The 1,858-nt window shown below is 72.6% G+C and carries 2 protein-coding genes; one reads left to right on the forward strand and one right to left on the reverse strand.

The genetic code is table 11. The features are described from left to right. Positions 1-89: 89 nt before the first annotated feature. Positions 90-1,082 carry a porphobilinogen synthase gene (gene hemB / locus Q0112_RS08650; RefSeq protein WP_297974003.1) on the reverse strand — a complete coding sequence of 331 codons (993 nt, stop codon included), beginning with the start codon at positions 1,080-1,082 and terminating at the stop codon, positions 90-92. 129 nt (positions 1,083-1,211) lie between these two features. On the opposite strand from hemB, the gene Q0112_RS08655 reads away from it, so the two are divergent. Next, a complete protein-coding gene (locus tag Q0112_RS08655; protein ID WP_297974006.1) occupies positions 1,212-1,715 on the forward strand; it encodes a hypothetical protein in 504 nt (167 codons plus the stop codon). Positions 1,716-1,858 lie beyond the last annotated feature (143 nt).

The raw sequence follows: 1,858 nt of genomic DNA on the forward strand, positions 1-1,858 counted from the left end.
GCTTCTCGCCCGCCGGGTCGGGCGCTGCCCTCTTCGTCCTGGAGCGGCGGTTGGACAGGGCGTCCCGCGATACGCCGTGAACGAGGAGCTCAGCCGCGCAGCAGGCGGGCGGCGCGGGGGGCGAAGTAGGTGAGGATGCCGTCGCAGCCGGCGCGGCGGAAGGCGAGCAGCGTCTCGAGCATCGCCCGCTCGCCGTCGATCCAGCCGCTCCGGGCGGCGGCCTCGATCATCGCGTATTCGCCCGAGACCTGGTAGGCGAAGACCGGCACGCCGAACTCGGCCTTCACCCGGGCGCAGACGTCGAGATAGGGCAGGCCCGGCTTCACCATCACCATGTCGGCGCCCTCGGCGAGGTCGGCCGCCACCTCGCGCAGCGCCTCGTCGCTGTTGGCGGCGTCCATCTGGTAGGTCTTCTTGTCGCCCTGCAGCGCGCCCGCCGAGCCGACCGCGTCGCGGAAGGGGCCGTAGAAGCAGGAGGCGTACTTGGCCGAATAGCTCATGATCGCCGTGTCGGAGAAGCCCTGCGACTCGAGCGCCCGGCGGATCACCCCGATCCGGCCGTCCATCATGTCGGACGGCCCGAGGATGTCGCAGCCGGCCTCGGCCTGCACCAGCGCCATCTTCTCGAGCGCCGCCAGCGTCTCGTCGTTGAGCACCAGGCCGTCGCGCACCAGCCCGTCGTGCCCGTCGGAATTGTAGGGGTCGAGCGCGACGTCGAGCAGGATGCCGACCTCCGGCACCGCCGCCTTGATCGCGCGGGTCGCCCGGCAGACCAGGTTCTCCGGGTTCCAGGCCTCGGTCGCCTCCGGGTTCTTGTCGGCCGCCTCGGTATAGGGGAAGAGCGCGAGGCAGGGCACGCCGAGCCCGGCCGCCTCCTCCGCCGCCCGGACCGCGCGGTCGACGCTCAGCCGCTCCACCCCCGGCAGCGAGGCCACCGGCTCGGCGACGTCCACCCCCTCGCGGACGAAGATCGGCCAGATGAGGTCGGCCGGGCCGAGCCGCGTCTCGGCGACGAGATCGCGGATCCAGGGGGTGCGGCGCAGCCGGCGCGGGCGGCCGAGCGGGAAGGGGGCGAGGCTCATGCCCCGGGTTTGGCATGGCGCCGCCCGCCCCTCAAGCGCAAAGCCGCCGTTCACGATGCCGCGCCGCCGCGGGTTGACGCCGGCCGGCGGCTGCGGTGGAAGGGGCGGGCGCCCTCGTGGGGAGAGCCCTTGATCCAGACCCTTGCCGCGGCGAGCTTCCTCAGCATCTGGTACTGGGTGCTGCACGCGGTCGTCTGGACGCTCGCCTGCTACCGCACGCTCGGGGTGCCGCTCGACATGCTGCACCGCGCCCGCGCCGAGCCGGAGATCGCCGGGCGGGTGGACCTGCTGGCGCATCTCGCCGCCGCCCGCATCGCCGGGCTCTACGACCTCCTCGGCGTGCCGATCGCGGCCCTCGGCGGCTTCGCCCTCGCCACGCTCTTCGTGATCGGCTTCGGCCTCGGCATGGAGGCGGCGCAGGCCGCCTTCGCGCTGCTGCTGCCGCTCGGGGTCATCGGCTACTCCAAGCTCCGCCTCGCCCTCGCCGTGCGCCGGTACCGCATGGGCGGCGCCGGGCTGGTGCTGGCGCTGGCGCGGCGGCGGGTCTGGCACCAGTTCATCGCCATCCTCGCCATGTCCGCCGCCCTCGGCCTCGCCGTCGCCAACCACCCGCCGCGCCTGCCGCCGATCTGACAGCTCCCTTCGAGGATGCACGCGCACGCCTGTCGCACGCGTGCGAAAACGGGCAACTGACTGAATTCAATTTAGTATTCCGAACGCGTTCATTCTTTCTCCACCAAGGTTAACGTGCCCGATCCTGCGGCTCTCGCTCGGTG

Source organism: uncultured Amaricoccus sp. (genome assembly GCF_937858865.1).
Lineage (GTDB): Bacteria > Pseudomonadota > Alphaproteobacteria > Rhodobacterales > Rhodobacteraceae > Amaricoccus.

Bases quoted from the DNA above. Each gene is read 5' to 3' on its own strand.
- hemB (WP_297974003.1), bottom strand. From the start codon at position 1,082: ATGAGCCTCGCCCCCTTCCCGCTCGGCCGCCCGCGCCGGCTGCGCCGC.